Here is a 17743-nt window from a genome sequence, read left to right as displayed (position 1 = left end):
TTTATGCCAGCGCTTCTTTTTCTGCAGAGATTTCTTTGCGGCGCTCTTTGCATGCAGTAGCAATGTCTTGCAAGGCTTTGCGTGCTCGAGCAGCAGATGCTTTAACTCCCTTTACTTTGAACTTTTCATTTTCAGCCAGATAAGTTTCATACGCAGCGATGATGGTTTCGTGTGATGACATGATCTTCCTTTGCTTTACGTTGTTCTAGACTAAATTCGGGTGATGCACTGCTATTACTTCGTTAATACTACAAATATTTATAGCAGATTTCATAAAATATACTTTTTTTCGGCAAAAAAATGCTGTTATTCTGAATCGAATCACTATTTTGTGCCCTAATTGGGGGGTTAACTGGGCGAAATGACTTCCCCCCTTGCGCCATTGAATCTATATAAGGATTACCTATGGCCGCAGGTCAAAATCAGCGCAATCGCAAGAACGATCCCATGCTTACCAAAACAGGCAAAGCACGCCTGGGACCACTCAATGTGGCTCAACTAACTAAGTTAATGGAATCGGCAACCAAGCCCAAAATCAAAGATAAAGTGCGCCGCGAGCTAAGCAAGCGCGCGCCAGTTGTTGCGCCCGCATAATCCCGGCCTTTTAGGCGTAGTTAGGACTGTAGACCAGTCTTCCGGAAACAAAAAAGCCGCCTTGGTATTGGGCGGCTTTTTCACATGGAAACTAATCTACTAGCGCAGTAACTCTTGCGCAGCCAAAACACCGCTGCCCTTAAGAGGAATGCCAAATGCAGTCATGCCCATTTCGCAGCCGCTTAATGCAGCCAGGAGGCTGAGCTCATTGCAGTCGCCCAAGTGACCAATCCGGAATGCGCGGCCTTTCAGCTTGCCAAGGCCAGTGCCCAAGGACAAGTTGTAGCGCTCCTGAATGAGCTTACGCAATGCGTCTGCATCAAAGCCCTCGGGCAGCATGACACCCGTCAAAACTGGTGAATACACCTCTGGCTCTTGGCACAGAATTTCGAGGCCCCACGCAGTCACTGCGGCTCGGCACGCTTTAGCCAAACGCTGGTGACGGGCAAATACCGCATCCATGCCCTCTGACTCAATCATCGCAATGGCTTCATGCAAGCCATAAAGTAAGTTCGTCGACGGCGTGGTTGGCCAGTATCCGGTTTTATTGGAAACGAGGATCTCATCCCAGGCCCAAAATGCTTTTGGTAGCGTTGCCTTTTTATTGGCCTCGAGCGCTTTGGGTGACAAGGCATTAAAGCCCAAGCCAGGTGGCAACATTAAGCCTTTTTGCGATCCGCTGACCGTCACGTCGACACCCCAGGCGTCGTGGCAATAGTCTGCCGATGCCAATCCGGAAATGGTATCGACCATCAGCAATGCAGGATGCTTAGCTTCATCGATTGCTTTGCGCACAGCAGCAATATTGGATGTAACGCCAGTGGATGTTTCGTTATGGACTACACAGACCGCTTTAATTTTGTGCTCGGTATCTTTTTTGAGACGCTCTTCAATTAGCTTTGCATCAACGCCCCTGCGCCAACCTTCCAGCCCAGGCTTGCCCAAGAACTCAGCATGGATGCCGAGCTTATCGGCCATGTTTTTCCACAGGGTTGCAAACTGACCGGTTTCATACATCAAGACATGATCGCCGGCCGAAAGGGTATTTACTAAAGCCGCTTCCCATGCTCCCGTGCCCGACGAGGAATAAATAATCACGGGGTGTTTGGTTTTAAAAATACGCTTAATGTCCTCGAGCAGCTTTAATCCAAGCTGACCAAACTCGGGGCCGCGATGATCGATGGTTTGATAGCTGATGGCGCGCAGGACGCGCGAGGGGACTGGGCTTGGTCCAGGAATATGTAAAAAATGGCGCCCTGAGGCGTGTGCATCTAATTTCAACATAGCGTGTCTCTCACTTTTTATAGGTTTAGCCCATGATTATCCAATAAAAATGGCAAATCTTCCGCGAATTAATGGCCCTAAAAATAGACGCTTACAGCGGTGGCGTTGGTTCGGGCGCCTTAATGAGCATGCGTTTTCCGACCATCACGGTGGAAACAACCAGCGCAGCAAACACCAAATTAAGCAGGGTCAGGGGCTCGCCTAATAGGATGCTGGATGCCAGCAGGGTGCAAAAGGGCTGAAGTAGCTGAACTTGGCTGACGCGAGCAATACCGCCAATCCGCAGGCCCTCATACCAGAAAAAGAAGCCCACAAACATAGAAAATATGCCCAGATAAGCAAAGCTGAGCCAGATATCAAGGTCGGCATACACGTAGTCTGTTTGATAGCTGAGGGCGCTGAAAAATAAGCTGATGGGCAGTGAAAAAACCAGCGCCCAGGAGATGACGATTTTCGGTTTCAGGATGGCGGATAGCTTGGCGCCCTCAACATAGCCGACGGCAGCGCAAACACAAGCTGCCATGAGTAGGCCATCGAAAAACGAAAACTGTCCGGCGCCTTGCATCAACGCGTAGAGCAAGACTAAGCCCGTACCAACCAGTGAGCTCAGCCAAAACCCAATCGACGGACGCTCTTTAAAGCGCATGGCGCCTAGCACAGTCGTTACCAATGGCAAGATGCCTAAAATCACCGCGCCATTGGACGAAGGGCCGTGCGTCATCGCGATCGTAATAAACAAAGGAAACCCGAAAACCGCTCCCAGAGCAATCCAGGCAAATCCAGGCAGCGTAGCGCGACTGGGCAAGGGCGCGCGGATTGCGAATAGGTATGCCAGAGCAACCAATCCTGCAAGGGCAGCCCGACCAAACACTATGAAATACGGATCAAGGACTTGAACAGCTATTTTGCTCACCGGCAAGGTCAAGCTAAAGATGGCTATGCCACCAAACCCGATCAACATGCCCTTGGTATCACTCTTCACTGGATTCCCTTGTGTGTATTCAGTACTATACCTATTCCACTTTCATGCAGAGCAATACTAGAACTGGAGCGATTCAATGGCAGTGCACGTGCTTGGCTTAATCGAATTACAGGACCCGGCAGCGTTTGAGAAATACCGGGCGCAGGTTGGCGCCACGGTAGAACAGTATGGCGGGCGTATTGCGCAGCGCGGGGTACGTGGGGAGATTTTTTGGAATGAGCTGCAATGCAAGCCATTCTCTGCCTACGTACAACTTGAGTTTCCCACTGCAACCGATGCCCAGCGCTGGGCAGCCAGCCCGGAGTACCTGGCCTTAGTGCCGATTCGCAATCAGGCTATGCAGTTAACCTTATTCAGCATGCTACCTAGCGCCTGATCCCCAAGGGTAACTACGGTTTGCTCATAGCAATATTCACAGCTAGACTAGAGCCCATACAATACCGTCATACAGAGTCGAATTAACAAGGATTATTCATGCCCGTTATTACCAATATTGAAGACTTGCGCGTACTGCACCAAAAACGCACGCCTAAGATGTTTTATGACTATGCAGATTCAGGCTCGTGGACAGAATCCACCTACCGCGCGAATGAATCCGACTTTCAGAAGATTAAATTGCGCCAGCGCGTTGCAGTCAACATGGTCAATCGCACTACCAAAACAACCATGATCGGCGAAGAAGTCGCCATGCCCGTTGCTTTGGCGCCGACTGGACTAACCGGGATGCAATATGCCGATGGCGAAATTCTGGCAGCCAAGGCGGCAGAAAAGTTTGGCGTGCCCTTCTGCTTATCGACGATGAGTATTTGCTCGATTGAAGATGTTGCCGAGCACACCACAAAACCATTTTGGTTTCAGCTGTATGTCATGAAAGACCGCGCCTTCATTGAACGCTTAATCGAGCGTGCGCGCGCTGCCAAATGCTCTGCTCTTGTGCTTACCTTGGATTTGCAAATTCTGGGGCAGCGCCACAAAGATCTAAAAAATGGTTTGAGTGCCCCTCCCAAACTCACCATTCCGAATATTATTAATATGATGACCAAACCCCGCTGGTGTCTTGGGATGGCCATGACGCAGCGTAGAACCTTTCGCAACATTGTGGGTCACGCTACTGGCGTGGGCAATATGTCGTCCTTGTCTTCTTGGACTGCCGAGCAGTTCGATCCGGGCCTCAATTGGGGTGATGTCGAGTGGATTAAAAAACGCTGGGGCGGAAAGCTCATCATTAAGGGAATCTTGGATGAGGGTGATGCGCGCCTCGCAGCAGATTCTGGTGCAGATGCCCTGATCGTCTCGAACCATGGTGGCCGTCAACTAGACGGTGCAATTTCAAGTATTCAGGCCTTGCCCGGCATCGTCAATGCGGTTGGTAAGGATATCGAGGTTTGGATGGATGGCGGCATTCGCTCTGGTCAAGATGTTTTAAAAGCCTGGGCATTGGGTGCGCGCGGCACTTTAATCGGCCGTCCATTCCTATATGGCCTTGGCGCCATGGGTGAGGCCGGCGTCACGAAATGCCTTGAGATTATTCACAAAGAGCTCGATATCACGATGGCCTTTACGGGTCACCGTGATATTCAAGATGTGACGAAAGATATTTTGTATCCCGGTACGTTCTAGCCTGCTGCTTTAGCGTCTTCCGCAAATACTTCGCGCGCAATGCGAAACGCATCGACTACGGCGGGCGCGCCGCAGTAGGCGCCGCAGTGCAAAAAGAGTTCGCGTAACTCTACCTTTGTTACGCCATTGTTGATGGCGCCACGAATATGTAACTTTAGTTCGTGTGGTCGGTTCATCGCAATGATGGCCGATACGGTAATTAAGCTACGCTGCTTGAGTGTTAAGCCATCTCGTACCCACACCGTACCCCAGGCATTTTCAGTCACAAAATCCTGCAGCGGCATTGAAAAATCATCCGCCTTCTGCATTGCTTGGTCTACATAGGCATCGCCCAATACCTTGCGGCGCACTACCATGCCTTTCTCAAATCGCTCACTCTTCATTATGGTGTTCTCCTCTTTTTTATTTCATTTGATTGCTTCTGCTGCGGGCGCTGTTATCCATTTAGCCTTAGAATGAATTTACCTCATGTGCCGCATGACCATCAAAAGGAACCATTCATGAATCGCAGAAAATTAGTAGCACTCCTCGTCGTTGCGCCCTTAGTCAGCGCTTTGGTGGCCTGTAGTGGTGGCCCCAAAATAATGTCGACGACTGCCATGCCAGAGTCCGGCTTTTTGCCCAACTATCGCCTATTGCAGCCCGTTGCCAATACTCCCGATGGAACGCGTATTTGGCGCTATCGCAACGCTGGTGTTAATCCCAATACTTACACCGCCGTTATTTTGGATCCTATCTACCTGAATCAATCGCAATTCACGAGCGAGATTACTCCGCAAGTTGTTGCACAAACAAAGCGTGCTCTTGAAATGTCGATGCGTGAGGCGGTTGAGGGACGTCGCGGCATCAAGATCGTCACGCAACCTGGCCCTGGAGTGGCTCGTATATCTGTTGGCATTACGGGCGCTGAAGTTTCTGCCGATGGCCTTAAGCCTTGGAACTTTACCCCCATTGGGCTTGCAGCCAATGCGGCAGCCTATGCTTCTGGCGTCAACTCCAAAACACCTGCGCTGGTCATTGAGAGCAAAATTACCGACAGTCAGTCCAAGGACTTTATTGGCGGCGGCGTAATCACCTTGGAAGGTGAAACCTTCCGAACTGGCTCGGGCTCGATCGCCTCATTTGAGGAAATGGCTAAGCGCGCTGTTAAGTTGGCCATGGAAGTCTCGGCCAATCCAACGCCAACAGCAATGAAATAAGCTACCCCGCAAAGAAAAGGCCACCCCAAAGGGTGGCCAAAGAAATCTTATGGAGGGTAAAAATAAATAAATCGACTACGGATTCATATTACCCATCTTAAATTAGGCTTGCCGCCAAATAAGCACCGATAAGGTGCAAATTACTTTTATTTGAGAAATCGAACTATCTCCGTCTTACCATCGATATAGCTTAGCTTGATGGTGTAGGCGCCCGATATTTCAGCCGTTAGCAAGTCATCCTTCTCAAACGGCACTTCGCATTCCAATCCAAGCGCTGGGTCTTCAACAACGACAACTCGCCGCCTGCGATCAATGTCTTTAACAACAAAGTCGCTTTGATTTCTATCAAAAAACTTAAACATAATGCGACCGTATCTTATATAAACTTAATTTAATTTATATAAGTATATTGTCAATTTCTTTTGTTTGTTGATTGTTAGTAACTAGCGATTAGCGCCACTCCTTATCAACTTAATTTAAAGCCTTGGAATGTGGCAGGTTTTATTTGATAATAGAAAAATCAAATCATGTTCATAGGGTTTAACTTTAATGCCAACGAAATTTGAGTATCTTGACTTTGTCAATACGCGCGATCAAATTAATCACGGCTATGGAGTTGACTCAAAGTCATGCGCACTGTTACGTGTTATTGTTCAGGCCTTTGTGAACGAGCAACCAATTACTGTATCTAATGTTATTGCCCTAAGGCACATTGCCTCTCCGGTTACCTTGCATCAGGGAATTAAGTATCTCATCAGCAAAAAGTTAATCACCACAAAGAGTAATCCCAAAGATGGTCGTCTTAAGTACCTTGTACCAACAAACAAAGCAATCAAGCTCTATCGGGAGCTCAGTGCGTTAGTGATGCACGGCCAAGCTGAGACGATCGCTTAATCCTGCGCTTGCAGTCAATCCCGGCGTTATTGCAAGGCAGCGCAGTCAGCTGACTTTTTTTGAGTTCCGCCAACTGAATTGAGATAAATAGCCAATATTTGCACGGGTTCCGTTCCGAGCGCTTTCCCAAAATGGCACCATTCGATTGCCTCTATAAATACATCGCCTGCGGCGCTTACCTTGCTCCCCTTAGTGCCGTAATTAGTTTCGAGGCGACCCGAAATAATGTATGCCAATAAGGGAACTTGATGAAGATGAATGCCTGTTTTTTGTCCGGGAGGAATCTCTATCAGGTAGCTCTCGATCAATGGTGTGCCATTCGGATATGGGTAGTCTTGCCCAATAATAGTTTTTGAGGGCATCTGGGGCAATAAGGTTTTAACTGAAATCCGATCTTTTGCCAGGCCCTGTGCGTAGTCATCTGCAGCAAGAGCAGATTCTGCCTGAAGTCCTGCCACACTCAGAAGCAGGGGTGCCAAGCTCAAAAAGAGGATGGCTTTTCTTTGAATGAATGTTTTCATTGGCTCGCCTGTATTTAGCACAGCACTGCATCCAACAAATGGGAAATGCGGTTTAGTCTTGCTGACCCTAACCGCATTATTCAAACTAGTGCTCTTGTGGCTTACTTTCGAATATGGGCATGACGGGCAGCATCCTGTGACATGCCCTCGCCTTTTTTGCCCTCCAGCATTTCTTTTTCTGCCGTAATTTCTTTGCGGCGCTCTTTGCATGACCCAGCAATTTCCTGAAGCGCTTTCCGTGCGCGGGCAGCCGATGCTTTCACGCCTTTTTCCTGAAACTTGGTATTTTCTTCTTTATAAGCCTCAAACGCAGCGATGAGTTTTTCGTGGTGGGTCATATCCGTCCTTTTGTTAGTAGATCAATCACTATACCAAGCCAAGAAGGCCTCGTATTAAAACGTGTTACCGCAGCAGTTGCGCTGCAAAAGAATAGAGTGGTATTCCGATAATGATATTGAAGGGGAAGGTGATACCCAAGGACATGCCCATATAGAGGGCCGGATTGACTTCCGGTAAGGCATGGCGCAATACCGCCGGCACGGCAATGTATGAGGCACTGGCCGCGAGCACCATTAATAGGATCGTATCCCCCAATGGCAACCTCAATAATGTGCAAAGGACCAAAGCAATGCCTGCGTGCACTAAAGGCGCAACTAGCGCATACAGCAATACGATCAGCGGCTTGCCTTTGATGCCGCTGAAATTTTTTGCTGCCATCAGCCCCATATCCAAGAGGAAGAACGCCAGCATTCCCTTAAATAAATCAATTGAGAATGGCGCCATGATGCGCTGACCATCTTCACCGCTGAGCATGCCAACCGCCATTGACCCGAGCAATAAAAGCTGCGCGCCATCGGTGAATGATTCATGCAATACCTTCGATAAGCCGATAGACTGAGCCTTGCTAGTGCTGCTCACACGGGCCTTATTGGCCAATACAATGGCCAAAATAATGGCGGGCGATTCCATGAGCGCCATCGCTGCCGCCATATGTCCGCCGTATGGAATTTCTTGATTACTCAAAAATTGCGTTGCTGTAATAAAGGTAACCGCGCTGACCGAGCCGTATGTTGCTGCGATGGCGGCAGAGTCGTAATTGTTTAATCGGGTTCGCAGCACTGTATAGGCAATGATGGGAATAATGATGGCCAAAAAGATCGCGAGGCCCAGCGCCAAACCAATCTCTTGAGTAAAGCCCGATTTCTGCAGTGCAAAGCCGCCTTTTAGCCCTAAGGCCATTAACAAATAGAGCGACAGAAAACGCGCAATGGGTTGCGGAATCTCTAAATTAGACTTAATCAGGCCGGCAAAGGCGCCAAACACAAAAAAGAGGATGGCAGGATCAAGAAAGTTATTCACACCTCTATGATAACGGCTTGCCATGTGGCCTAGCCACCTTATAATTTCAGGGATCTTGTGGGCTCTTTATTCGCCCCGTTTAAGCGCATAACCTCTTCGCCCATCCCGCTGACCATCAAACGATGCCACACACTTTTCGAAGCCAACTGATCTGCCTCATCGCGGTGTGGGGAGTATGGATTGCGAGCGCTCACGCACAAGGCACAGATGCCCTGAATTCCTTTTTAAAAAAACGGGCAGATGCTTTTATGGTAATCACTGGTTACTCTTTAACGCCAGATGTCACCACTGGATCTCTATCCATTACTGATCGCAGCGGCAATAATCCTAACTTGCAAATGATTTCCTTGGGCGGCGGAGATCGCCTGAGTAGAAACGTGCCACTTTATCTTGAAGGCACTCTCGCGGTTAATCGATACAATCCCAGTTTTATTGGGACCGTCGGCAATACTAGCGTTGATGTTCCCGTGCATTGGAATAGCATCACCGGTACCGGCGGTGTCGGCTGGGACTTTCCACTGACTAACGAACTGCGCATCAGGCCGATTGCTAACATTATGCTGGGCCACCTAGAAAGCGATCTATCGATTGCATCTCGCGTGATTGAAAATCAAACGGGCGCTGATCTGCAGTTTTTAAAGAATGGGCGCATGAATACCTACGGTCTTGGTGGTTCTTTAATGCTGGACTATGAAAATTACAAGCTTGAACGTGAAATTGATATTGAATTGCGTTATACCAATATTGAAATGAACACGTTTGATACCTCTAAGGCAGTTCAGGGCTCAGCCAACTCCCAAAGCCTCAGCTTGTGGGCCCGCAATCGGGTACCAACACCACTGCGTTTTTTTTCGATGCCAATTCGTGCTGTGATGGAAGCAGCACATACCGAATTTTTAGGTGATCTGCGTGGTGCACTGGGTTTTAACTCCCTGTCATCGCTCGGTGGTGGCATTGAGTTTGACCGCAGTCAGTCGGAGCCGCTCTTTAGTCGCGTGCGAATTGTATTTCGCTATCAATTTGGACAAAACGTACGCGGTACGTCGATTGGTTTAGCTGCGAGCTTCTAGATTAATCGAGTCTACCAAACTGACCACTATTAAAATCATCGATTGCCTGAGCAATTTCTGCTTTGGTATTCATGACAAAAGGGCCATAGCCCACCATAGGTTCCCGAATTGGCTCGCCACTCAAAAAGAGGGCGTGCGTATCTTGGCTGGCTACCAGCTCAATGCCACTGCCTGCTTGACTATACGTAATCAGACTGGCATCTCCTGCAAGCCCCTTATCGGTCTTCACTTGGCCCTGCAATATAGCGAGTGCAGCAGTCCAATGATTAGGCGCAGGTAAGGAAATCACCGCTCCTTTTTTAATCTGTAGATCCCATACTTGCATGGCTGTGTGGGTTTTGGCAGGCCCGGAAAGTCCAGTATGCTTGCCCGCAATCAGCCGAGCCGTACCCTGATCATTTTCGAATTGAATGCAGGGGATTCTCTCGGCCTCGATTGCCTGATAGCCAGGCGGTCTCATCTTTTGGTTTGCGGGCAAATTAACCCAAAGCTGCGCCATACTCAACATACCGCCTTGCTGCGTGAACTGCGCCGAATGCATCTCTTCGTGCAAAATACCTGCGCCAGCCGTCATCCACTGAACATCGCCCGGCCCAATTGTGCCGCTATTGCCTGCTGAGTCTTTGTGCGCAAGCTCTCCTTTGTAGACAATCGTGACTGTCTCAAAGCCGCGGTGCGGATGCGGGCCAACGCCCTTTGCTTGGGCACTTGGGGGAAACGCGGCTGGACTTGCATAATCCAACATTAAAAATGGGCTTAGCTCTTCGCCCATCGACTGATATGAAAACAAGGTTCGCACCGGGAACCCATCGCCCACCCAATGCGCCTGATTATTACTATGTATTCTGATTATGTTCTTCATTTTTTTCCACTGCAAAAATAATGTGTTTGCCTAGTGCGCCCGCTGAAGCTCTTGTATTACTTCATTACTCAAGCGATTGGCTAATTCTTCCTCTGCGGTAAATGATTTGCCCCAACCTTCTTTTTCATAAATCACAATCGCGTCGCTATCTTCTGCGCGAATAAAAATAGCAATCTTCGGATTGAGTGCTTTGGCTGTCTCGACCATCTTGCCAATGTCCATTGCATCTTTAGTTGCAATCACCAAGATGGCTGCTTGGGCAATATGTGCCTGAATCAACACAAAGGGGTCAGCTGCATCGCCGACAACGGCAGGAATGTTTTGCGTGCGCAATTCTTGCACAAGGGCGCGATCCATTTCGGCCACCACACACGCAATATTCTTTGCCCGCAGTTTTTGAAAAAGACTTCTTCCAACTCGGCCATGGCCCACAATCACAACCTGACCAGTCAGGAGCGATTGATTGACTGTGGTGGGCAATAATGCCAGCGGATCAATCCGCTGATCTAGTTTGCGGGCAAGAGCTGAGCGCTTACGCGCCCACTCGATTGCAGGAGCAATACCGCCAAACAAAAAGGAATTCATCGCAATCGAAATAATCGCCCCCGCCAGAATGAGGCTATATGCCTCATTTGGTATTAAGTCCATGGCCAAGCCCATGCCCGCCAAGATGAAGGAGAATTCACCGATCTGCGCCAAGCTAATACCGACGGTCATTGCTGTATTGAGCGGGTATTTGAAGAGTAAAACGAAGGCCACGGCAGCCAGTGTTTTGCCAACCGTAATGATCAAAATCACAATCAATAATTTGAGCGGCTCGTTCCATACAATTTCGGGATTCAGAAGCATGCCAACCGAAACAAAAAAGAGAACGGCAAACGCATCGCGTAATGGCAGCGACTCATCTGCAGCGCGTTTACTTAATTCAGACTCGCCCAGCATCATTCCGGCAAAGAAAGCGCCCAAGGCAAATGAAACATCAAAAAGCGAGGCCGCTAAGAATGCAATTCCAATCGCTGACGCAATAACGGCGAGCGTAAAGAGCTCACGCGATCCATTTTTTGCCACCAGCCATAGAATTTTAGGTAGAAGGCGCTTACCCACCACGAGCATCAACACAATAAATGCCGTGACTTTGGCTAAGGTAATACCAACTGCCTGCAATACATCCATTTGATTTTTGTCGGCACCGCCCATTGGCTGCGTATGAAAGATATCAGCCATCACGGGCAAGAGAACCAGGGCCAGAACCATTACCAGGTCCTCGACGACAAGCCAGCCGACGGCAATTTTGCCGTTGGGCGTCTCTAGCAAACCTTTTGCTTCGAGTGCGCGCAAGAGAACTACCGTACTGGCTACCGAGAGGCTGAGGCCAAATACGATTGAGCCCAAAAATGACCAGCCCCACCAGCTACCCACAAAAAAGCCAAGGGCGGTCGCTACGGCCATCTGAAAGAGGGCACCAGGGATTGCAATTTTCTTCACTGATAAGAGGTCATTAATCGAAAAATGCAGTCCAACCCCAAACATCAATAGCATCACCCCAATTTCAGCGAGCTGTGTCGATAGACTGATGTCCGCCACAAAACCCGGTGTTGCTGGGCCGATCATGACGCCCGCCAATAAATACCCAACCAAGGGCGGCATTTTTAGGTATGAAACCGCCATACCCAGCACAAGGGCAAGGCCAAAGCCAATGGCAAGGATCGCGATTAAGCCGATGTCATGCGGCATGAGTTTGAATACTTTCTAATGGGTAAAGGCAATATCTGGACGTAATTGATCTTACCAGTACGGGCATGACTTTGAAGCGCCTAAATTATTTAGGGCTTACTACTTTGCTTTTCATGTCGCCGCGTCAACGATGCCTGCCCAATTTCATTGCGCAATTGCTGCATCAAGTCTTTTGTCGACATGCTCCGCATCTGTGCATACGCTGTGCCCGCCCAAAGACTCTGGTACTCGGCGTCCTGCTGCTCTACTGCCCACTGGCGCAGAGGCCCTGTCAGGGTATTTTGGATTGGAAAGGGTAAGGTGACTTGATCTTGCATAGTGCGGGTGAAGGTATTTTCTATGCCGCGTGCAAGCCGCCCTGAAAAGGCCTTCGTCAGCGTCGTTGACCTGTCTTGTTTGTGCAATAAATAGTGGCGATAACTGGGCGGAGTCCCTGACTCATCACAACATAAAAATGCCGTTCCCATTTGGGCTGCCTGCGCACCGTTAGCAAGTGCCGCATGTATATCGGCCCCATTCATGATGCCGCCTGCAGCAACAATCGGAATGCGGCAATGCTTAGCTAGCAGAGCTGTAAGCCCTAAGGTGCTCAGCGCCTCATCTTCAGCCTGCAAATCAAATTGCCCACGGTGTCCGCCAGCTTCAATTCCCTGGGCAACAATAAAATCGGCAGAAGCAGATTCAATGACTAAAGCTTCCGTAAGGCTGGTCGCACTGATGCCGACGGCAATTCCCAGCGCATGGGCTTTTTCAATCACACCCTCCGGCGGCAGGCCAAAATGAAAGCTCAGAATTGCTGGTCGCGCCTGCCAAATGGGCTCTAGCTGATCCATCAGGCTGGGATAGAAGGGCTCTGCCGGGATCGTGAGCGACCGAACTCCGTCGACGCCCAGTGACCGCAAAGCCTGCACGGCTTGAACTTGTATCTGATTGCTTGGCAAGCAAACTGGACTGAACACAAAAAAATTCGCGTTAATGGGTCCGCTGGTCAGTGACTGCGCCGCAAGTAAATCCGCATGAATCTTTTCTGGCGTACTGTATGCAAAACCAAAACTTCCAACCCCTCCGTGATTAGCAACTGCCGCCACCAATTGGGGCGTAGTAATTCCGCCAGCCATTGGGGCCTGAATCAATGGCAGTGCTAATTGAGCGAAGTTAAACATGCTTAGTTAGTGATGGTAGAGAAAAATGCTTATCCCTAAATCCCACCGTTAGCGCCTAGCACTAACAGCCAATGCGGGATTATTGTTCAGATTGCCCGTCATGCTTGATCCATTGATCTTGCCCTTAAATACATAGTTTGTATTTTGGTAAGTAAAGGCAAACTCGAGATCCGATCCGCGGATACGTCCATCTTCAAAGTGCGCTATTCGTTTATTGCCCTGATACAGCGTTCCATCTACGAATTGCTTCTTTTGACGAAGCACAAGGCGAAGATTGCTCAGCTCGGATGGGCCATTCCATTGCCAGCTACCGTCAATATTGGCTGGGACAATCCAAAGGTAGGCCATTTCTCCATTGGAAATGCGTACCTCCTGATCTGCTATCCACCCGTCCATCCGAAATGTATTGGAGACCACGCGTGTGCCTGCTTGCATCTTTAGAATAGTGGGCATGAGTCTGGTGTTGAGGTTTTCCCCAAGGTATAAGGTCAGCACGGTGGCTTTTGAAAAATCCTCAACAAAAATATCGCCCTGCTTAAATGTGACAAGGCTTTCGACCTTAGCCCGCTCGGCATTCCGCTGAGATAGCTTGACTAAATCCGGGTTGTACTCAATGCCGACTGCGCGCACTTGGTATTTTTTTGCGGCCTCAATCGGAATGATGCCATCGCCTGAGCCGAGGTCGTAGACCAGATCTCCTTTGCGCACCTGTGCGAGCGAGAGCATTTGATCGGCCATCTCGACTTTGGTTGGCACCCACATGACGTCTTTACCTGAGCTCGCCATGCTGAGCTTAAACTGATTGTCGCCATAGTTGGTGGTGGCGCACCCATAAAGAAGTGGAAGGGCGAGACAGCAGGCAATGGCAAGGTAACGGCGCTTCATTTGCATATTTTTTCCTATTTCCATAGCTGCAATAGCAACCAAGCGAGATTGAATACCACCAACACAATTAAGGTCGTGATCGTGAATTTCATGCCAATAACGCGATTGCTAAAGTGTGGCGGTGGCTGATTAATTCCTTTGGCATGAATCAAGCGGCCAGCTACGAAGGCTATGCCGAGAATGGCGATGAGCCACAGCGGCGCGCCATTGAGCTCAAGGCAGGCCATGAGTATTAATGCGATCGGTACGTATTCGGCAAAGTTCGCTTGGGCACGAATCGCACGCTCTAAATCGTCAACGCCACCACTGCCCAAACCTACCCTATATTGTCGTCGCAGACGAATAACGCCAAACGATAAGCGAATAAAGAGTACTGCCAAAATGCAAGCGATCAGCGTTGTGACGATAAGCATGCTTTGCCCTGAGGGATGATGAATTGCTATAGTACATCGCCATGAAAAAACCACCCGCAGGTGGTTTGTAATTTAGCCTCTACTAATGTTTTGCTTAGGCTCTTGCCTGCCTTTGCTGTGCATGGTGATTTAAATCAGACTTACAGAATTGCACAATCGTATTGGAGAACTGCAGGTGCCGGGCATTCATCTTGCGATACTCCATTAGCTCTGCAATTTGTGGGGATACTTCGTTTTTAAATGAGGCATCCTCATAACCGGGGTGGTAAGGGGCTTCGTGCGCATATTGATTCGACATGGGAATTTCTTTCATTCAGTGGGTTGCAGTGACGGCCGGATTAAAGGCCAATAGACTCAAAACATGCACTGAATTAACTGGAATAAGTGGTCATTGCGGGGCTCCTAATAGCGCCATGCATCAGCCAGGCTGATTGCATGCTTGCCGCTCCCCCTGTCCCTGATACCTGAGAGATTCACACTAAGCCCAGCTTAGTATTTGCTCCTTCGGTGCGCCACGTAATGGCGACTCTCCAGACGGCTATTTAGGATAAGCAGTACCTTCCGGGTGGATACCTGAGCGTTCATGGGAGTTTGCGCCTTCGGTGGAGGCATGGCCTCACTCTCCTGCTTAAAACTAGTTTATCGTACTTTTATCGAATTGTGTATTTACAAAAGGCGCCCTTTTATGCAGGATATCAAGGCTGTAATTGACTCGCTTCAACTAGAACCGCATCCAGAAGGGGGCTTTTACAAGGAAATGCACCGGGCAAGCGCCTTAATACGCGAGGCCAATGGCAATAGCAAGAATGCCTATTCCAGCATTTACTACCTTTTAGCGGGGCATGATTTTTCGGCATGGCATCGCATTCAATCGGATGAAACCTGGTTCTTTCATTTGGGCTGCGATATCGCCATCCACTTCTTTGATCCGCAGAATAAGCTCGCAACGGTTCAGCTTGGCCAGGAGTCCATGCAATTTCAGGTCACGATCCCGGCGAACACTTGGTTTGCGGCAAAACCGGTGCGAGCAGATGCTTTTTGCTTAGTCAGTTGCGTAGTCGGGCCCGCATTTACGTTTACGGAGTTTGAAATGGGGCAACGGCAAACCTTACTGGACACTTTTGGCACAACAGTCCTTCACAAAGAAGCTGTCGAGGCGCTTACAAGAGGGTAAAGGGGCCCAGGGCAGAGGATGGTCTAGCTAAGCTCTGCCTCATTAAATGCATCTCTGATATACACAGGCAAATCGATGGATGGCGGCCTAAATCCAGATTGATAAAACATGTCTCCAATTTGCCCGCGATGCAAGGCTTTGTGATTACAAACATGAATCAAAATGTCGCCTCTGCTCATTTCTCCAGTACCACCATCTACAAAGGAAAAGCGAATCTTTTCATTGAGCTGCGCCTCACTCATGGTGTCGGCATATTGAATGTACCAGTCGCCCATCTCATTCCACTTATCTGTAAGCAAGCCCAAGGAATCAGGAGAATCCGTAATTCGCGACTTAAATCCGCGGTCCTTTCCTAACAAGTGGGCCTGCCAGATTTGATCCACAATCGCCACGTGCGCTAAAGCAAATGACATCCCGCCAAATGCAGCGGCGCGCTTTTTGCTTACTTCTTCCGGCGGCAAGCTCGCAATCGCATCTAGCAGCATCGTATTTGCCCACTTGTTATAGCGTGTGAGCATTCGGATATTTCGAACGGCAGACATATGGACCTCCTAGGAATCAGCCAATATAGTCTAGCAAATGAAAAACCACCCGAAGGTGGTTTTGGTGTTTCTTAATGATGCATCGCGGCGTTAGCTAGAGTCCATGCTGCCTAGCTCTGTTTTCTAGACTTGTATTTACGTACGGCCTCTTTTAAGTCAGAGTATTCCTCGCATCCAAAAGTACAGGCCTTATCTAGTCTCGCCAATAAAGCCTCAGCTCCTGGCAAGTCATTATTTAATAACTTTAACTTTCCGTAATACTCGAGGGCACCACGATGCCGTGGATCTATCTTCAAAGCAGCTTGATAATATTTTTCAGCACCCACTAAGTCGGGTGGCTGTTTTTTGCGCAGACTATAGCCTAGTAAATTATTCCAATCGGCTGAGCTTGTTTCGTTAGCGGCCTGCAATTGCTTGATAGCTTGATCGTAATTTTCAGACTTAATGCTTGCCCTTGCCTCGGTTAGCCAAGTGGGATCTGACTTGGCGGGTTCCGTATCCGCTGCTTGAGATAGCCCAGTCATCGAAAGCAGCAAAATAATGATTGGCAGTAATTTGTTCATTTGAGCCCCTTTAGTTCATGATCTATCGGTTATATACCGATTATTCAATTTCCGCTCATCGAAGTACGAATGAACGGGTCATAGTGGGCCAAACTAATACGTAGCTTACTTAATCCTGGTGCGCCTTTAAATAATCAATCACCCAGGCTGGATCACTATCACTTGGGAAGATGGGATAGTGAACCGCCTCGATCACGCCATTATTCGAAATGAGTGTGACTCGTTTTAACAAAGTCATGCCAGCAGCAACAAAAGTGGGCATATTCAATGCTTTTTGAAATTGATAGTTCACATCACTGACAACCGGAAATGGCAAATGAAGTCGATCAGCCATTTCTTTTTGATATTCGGTAGACTGAACACTCAAGCCTATGACCTCTGCACCCAATGCTTGAAGCTCTTGATAGTGATCTCGAAATGAACAACTCTGGGGAGTACAGCCTCTTGCTCCGGGAATTTGATCCCAGCCCTCTGGCAGAGCAACATTGGGTTGCCCTGTCATTGGATAACAATAGATAACCAGCCTCCCTTTGATATCCCCAAAATGAATAGCCCTTCCATTGGTGGCATTTAAGGAAACAGGGGGCAGCTTCATTCCCTTCAAATGATTCGCCAAACCATCATCGTGCGGAATGGGTAGATCCGTAGGGAGCTGGTTAAGATTAGTCATATATTCATTCTAAAGGGCACAAAGCTAAATTGGCCAACTCAGGCTCTTATGGCTTCCCTTAGTTATTTGGCTTACTGCTTAGATTTTTAATCTCCCAACAACTGGCTCTCATGAGCTACGTTGATTTTGTAAACGCATTTTGAGGCGCAAAGAGCCTTTGTTTATTAGCTTTAGGGTGAATAAGCAGCCAATTGCAATCCTCAATTATTCCCAT

General features: G+C 48.7%; 24 protein-coding genes and 1 riboswitch. Of the genes, 7 read left to right on the top strand and 17 right to left on the bottom strand.

What is annotated here, in order from left to right; translation table 11 throughout:
* Position 1: 1 nt before the first annotated feature.
* Complete coding sequence (locus Q8M75_RS03130; RefSeq protein WP_108469910.1) at positions 2 to 181, bottom strand: hypothetical protein; 180 nt, start codon at positions 179 to 181, stop codon at positions 2 to 4.
* A gap of 224 nt (positions 182 to 405) precedes the next feature.
* Here Q8M75_RS03130 and Q8M75_RS03125 point away from each other — a divergent pair, with 224 nt between their 5' ends.
* The gene (locus Q8M75_RS03125) at positions 406 to 594 is read left to right on the top strand and encodes a hypothetical protein (RefSeq protein WP_305486086.1); all 189 of its coding nucleotides are present in this window, start codon (positions 406 to 408) and stop codon (positions 592 to 594) included.
* Positions 595 to 693: 99 nt separating this feature from the next.
* On the opposite strand, the gene Q8M75_RS03120 is transcribed toward Q8M75_RS03125, so the two are convergent.
* Together Q8M75_RS03120 and Q8M75_RS03115 are read right to left on the bottom strand one after the other, a co-directional pair.
* On the bottom strand, positions 694 to 1878 hold the full coding sequence (locus Q8M75_RS03120) for an alanine--glyoxylate aminotransferase family protein (protein WP_305486084.1): 1185 nt from the start codon (positions 1876 to 1878) through the stop codon (positions 694 to 696).
* A gap of 91 nt (positions 1879 to 1969) precedes the next feature.
* Entirely contained in the window at positions 1970 to 2860 is an 891-nt protein-coding gene (locus Q8M75_RS03115; RefSeq protein ID WP_305486083.1) for a DMT family transporter, read from the bottom strand.
* A gap of 76 nt (positions 2861 to 2936) precedes the next feature.
* Between Q8M75_RS03115 and Q8M75_RS03110 the strand changes: the two genes are divergently transcribed.
* Both Q8M75_RS03110 and Q8M75_RS03105 read left to right on the top strand, forming a co-directional pair.
* A complete protein-coding gene (locus tag Q8M75_RS03110) occupies positions 2937 to 3236 on the top strand; it encodes a DUF1330 domain-containing protein (RefSeq protein ID WP_305486081.1) in 300 nt (99 codons plus the stop codon).
* A gap of 98 nt (positions 3237 to 3334) precedes the next feature.
* Complete coding sequence (locus Q8M75_RS03105; RefSeq protein WP_305486080.1) at positions 3335 to 4480, top strand: alpha-hydroxy acid oxidase; 1146 nt, start codon at positions 3335 to 3337, stop codon at positions 4478 to 4480.
* Here the strand turns inward: Q8M75_RS03105 and Q8M75_RS03100 are convergent.
* Entirely contained in the window at positions 4477 to 4863 is a 387-nt protein-coding gene (locus Q8M75_RS03100; protein ID WP_305486078.1) for a carboxymuconolactone decarboxylase family protein, read from the bottom strand. The two genes, Q8M75_RS03105 and Q8M75_RS03100, sit on opposite strands and share 4 nt — an antisense overlap.
* A gap of 117 nt (positions 4864 to 4980) precedes the next feature.
* On the opposite strand from Q8M75_RS03100, the gene Q8M75_RS03095 reads away from it, so the two are divergent.
* Positions 4981 to 5679: a DUF3313 domain-containing protein gene (locus tag Q8M75_RS03095; RefSeq protein ID WP_305486076.1), complete on the top strand. Its 699-nt coding sequence runs from the start codon at positions 4981 to 4983 to the stop codon at positions 5677 to 5679.
* A 146-nt stretch (positions 5680 to 5825) separates the two neighbouring features.
* On the opposite strand, the gene Q8M75_RS03090 is transcribed toward Q8M75_RS03095, so the two are convergent.
* Positions 5826 to 6041 (bottom strand): hypothetical protein, encoded by a 216-nt coding sequence (locus tag Q8M75_RS03090; protein WP_305486075.1) that lies wholly within the window; start codon positions 6039 to 6041, stop codon positions 5826 to 5828.
* Between the two features lie 187 nt (positions 6042 to 6228).
* Between Q8M75_RS03090 and Q8M75_RS03085 the strand changes: the two genes are divergently transcribed.
* On the top strand, positions 6229 to 6573 hold the full coding sequence (locus Q8M75_RS03085) for a helix-turn-helix domain-containing protein (protein ID WP_305486074.1): 345 nt from the start codon (positions 6229 to 6231) through the stop codon (positions 6571 to 6573).
* A 26-nt stretch (positions 6574 to 6599) separates the two neighbouring features.
* Here Q8M75_RS03085 and Q8M75_RS03080 read toward each other — a convergent pair whose 3' ends face one another.
* From Q8M75_RS03080 to Q8M75_RS03070, 3 genes are all read right to left on the bottom strand, one after another.
* Positions 6600 to 7094, bottom strand: a complete 495-nt coding sequence (locus Q8M75_RS03080) for a cupin domain-containing protein (RefSeq protein WP_305486073.1) — start codon at positions 7092 to 7094, stop codon at positions 6600 to 6602.
* Positions 7095 to 7195: 101 nt separating this feature from the next.
* On the bottom strand, positions 7196 to 7432 hold the full coding sequence (locus Q8M75_RS03075; RefSeq protein ID WP_305486072.1) for a hypothetical protein: 237 nt from the start codon (positions 7430 to 7432) through the stop codon (positions 7196 to 7198).
* Positions 7433 to 7496: 64 nt separating this feature from the next.
* Positions 7497 to 8453, bottom strand: a complete 957-nt coding sequence (locus Q8M75_RS03070; RefSeq protein ID WP_305486071.1) for a sodium-dependent bicarbonate transport family permease — start codon at positions 8451 to 8453, stop codon at positions 7497 to 7499.
* 122 nt (positions 8454 to 8575) lie between these two features.
* Here Q8M75_RS03070 and Q8M75_RS03065 point away from each other — a divergent pair, with 122 nt between their 5' ends.
* Positions 8576 to 9523: a hypothetical protein gene (locus tag Q8M75_RS03065; RefSeq protein ID WP_305486069.1), complete on the top strand. Its 948-nt coding sequence runs from the start codon at positions 8576 to 8578 to the stop codon at positions 9521 to 9523.
* A gap of 1 nt (position 9524) precedes the next feature.
* Here Q8M75_RS03065 and Q8M75_RS03060 read toward each other — a convergent pair whose 3' ends face one another.
* From Q8M75_RS03060 to Q8M75_RS03035, 6 genes are all read right to left on the bottom strand, one after another.
* Positions 9525 to 10340, bottom strand: a complete 816-nt coding sequence (locus Q8M75_RS03060; protein ID WP_371131736.1) for a pirin family protein — start codon at positions 10338 to 10340, stop codon at positions 9525 to 9527.
* 75 nt (positions 10341 to 10415) lie between these two features.
* Positions 10416 to 12119: a cation:proton antiporter gene (locus Q8M75_RS03055; protein ID WP_305486066.1), complete on the bottom strand. Its 1704-nt coding sequence runs from the start codon at positions 12117 to 12119 to the stop codon at positions 10416 to 10418.
* 89 nt (positions 12120 to 12208) lie between these two features.
* Positions 12209 to 13282 (bottom strand): nitronate monooxygenase family protein, encoded by a 1074-nt coding sequence (locus Q8M75_RS03050; protein ID WP_305486065.1) that lies wholly within the window; start codon positions 13280 to 13282, stop codon positions 12209 to 12211.
* Positions 13283 to 13330: 48 nt separating this feature from the next.
* Positions 13331 to 14173 (bottom strand): methyltransferase domain-containing protein, encoded by an 843-nt coding sequence (locus Q8M75_RS03045; protein ID WP_305486063.1) that lies wholly within the window; start codon positions 14171 to 14173, stop codon positions 13331 to 13333.
* Between the two features lie 8 nt (positions 14174 to 14181).
* On the bottom strand, positions 14182 to 14580 hold the full coding sequence (locus tag Q8M75_RS03040) for an MAPEG family protein (RefSeq protein WP_305486062.1): 399 nt from the start codon (positions 14578 to 14580) through the stop codon (positions 14182 to 14184).
* Positions 14581 to 14674: 94 nt separating this feature from the next.
* Positions 14675 to 14878, bottom strand: coding sequence for a hypothetical protein (locus Q8M75_RS03035; RefSeq protein ID WP_305486060.1), 204 nt, complete (start codon positions 14876 to 14878; stop codon positions 14675 to 14677).
* 143 nt (positions 14879 to 15021) lie between these two features.
* A riboswitch (glycine riboswitch) is annotated at positions 15022 to 15124 on the bottom strand.
* A 141-nt stretch (positions 15125 to 15265) separates the two neighbouring features.
* On the opposite strand from Q8M75_RS03035, the gene Q8M75_RS03030 reads away from it, so the two are divergent.
* Positions 15266 to 15754 (top strand): cupin domain-containing protein, encoded by a 489-nt coding sequence (locus Q8M75_RS03030; protein ID WP_305486059.1) that lies wholly within the window; start codon positions 15266 to 15268, stop codon positions 15752 to 15754.
* A gap of 23 nt (positions 15755 to 15777) precedes the next feature.
* Here the strand turns inward: Q8M75_RS03030 and Q8M75_RS03025 are convergent, their stop codons facing one another.
* The 3 genes from Q8M75_RS03025 to Q8M75_RS03015 form a co-directional block, all read right to left on the bottom strand.
* Complete coding sequence (locus Q8M75_RS03025) at positions 15778 to 16296, bottom strand: DinB family protein (RefSeq protein WP_305486057.1); 519 nt, start codon at positions 16294 to 16296, stop codon at positions 15778 to 15780.
* A 110-nt stretch (positions 16297 to 16406) separates the two neighbouring features.
* Positions 16407 to 16859 carry a tetratricopeptide repeat protein gene (locus Q8M75_RS03020; RefSeq protein ID WP_305486056.1) on the bottom strand — a complete coding sequence of 151 codons (453 nt, stop codon included), beginning with the start codon at positions 16857 to 16859 and terminating at the stop codon, positions 16407 to 16409.
* A gap of 109 nt (positions 16860 to 16968) precedes the next feature.
* Positions 16969 to 17529, bottom strand: coding sequence for a peroxiredoxin (locus tag Q8M75_RS03015; RefSeq protein WP_305486053.1), 561 nt, complete (start codon positions 17527 to 17529; stop codon positions 16969 to 16971).
* Between the last annotated feature and the right edge of the window lie 214 nt (positions 17530 to 17743).

This window comes from Polynucleobacter sp. (assembly GCF_030693775.1).
In the GTDB taxonomy this organism is placed as follows: domain Bacteria; phylum Pseudomonadota; class Gammaproteobacteria; order Burkholderiales; family Burkholderiaceae; genus Polynucleobacter.
This window is presented reverse-complemented; position numbering and strand designations above follow the sequence as displayed.